The organism is Oleiphilus sp. HI0043 (genome assembly GCF_001634935.1).
This window is the reverse complement of sequence record NZ_LWEY01001503.1, coordinates 1-847: the sequence shown is the minus strand read 5'-3', so window position 1 is coordinate 847 and position 847 is coordinate 1. Positions and strand designations below refer to the sequence as shown.

The 847-nt window shown below is 43.0% G+C and carries 1 protein-coding gene; it reads left to right on the top strand.

Translation table 11 applies throughout. The features are described from left to right. Positions 1-236 precede the first annotated feature (236 nt). Positions 237-847: TRAP transporter substrate-binding protein (locus A3729_RS21725; protein ID WP_369820152.1), on the top strand; the 611-nt coding region annotated here is incomplete at its 3' end.

The window sequence follows — 847 nt, the reverse complement described above, 5'->3', positions numbered from 1 at the left end:
GCCATAACTAAAGCTTAAAGAGTGCAGATTATCTTCACCAGACCAAGCAGATAGTGGAAATAACAAAAGTGCGAATAATCGATGCATATTAGGTATTTTGGTCCCATATAAAGAGTTCGAAGAGTAGCCTTAATGGCTCTGAATAGAAACCTATAAAAGCAATTCCACGCTTTCAAGCACACCCTAGTTCTGTTAAATTTCGCGCTCCACTTTCAAAAATAACAAGGATGCCACAAATGTCTCTACGAAAAGTCGTGAGCTTTCTAGCAATCGTCATATCAGTTCAGTTTTTAGTTGCCTGTGATGACAAGGTTGAACACACCCACAAAGTAGAAAAACAAGACTCATACACGCTAAAACTGGCAGAAACCTGGGGGCCTAATTTTCCTATTTTTGGTGACACCTCCAAGAATATGGCATCGATGGTCGAGAAGATGTCGAACGGTCGCTTAAAGGTCGTCATTCACTCTTCAAACAAGCATAAGTCTCCTTTTGGTATCTTCGATATGGTTAAGTCAGGCCAATACGATATGGGCCACTCTGCATCTTACTATTGGAAAGGTAAAGTGCCTGCCACCATGTACTTCACTACCATGCCTTTTGGTATGATCGCCTCCGAACAATATGCATGGTTTTACTACGGCGGTGGCATGGAATTAATGAATGAGCTATATGACCAGTACAATCTCATGTCCTTCCCTGGCGGTAACACAGCTAACCAGATGGGCGGCTGGTTCCAGAAAGAAATTAATACTGTAGAAGACCTGCAAGGATTGAAAATGCGTATTCCTGGCTTCGCGGGTGAAGTCATTGCCAAACTGGGCGCCAAACCTACGAATATTCCCCC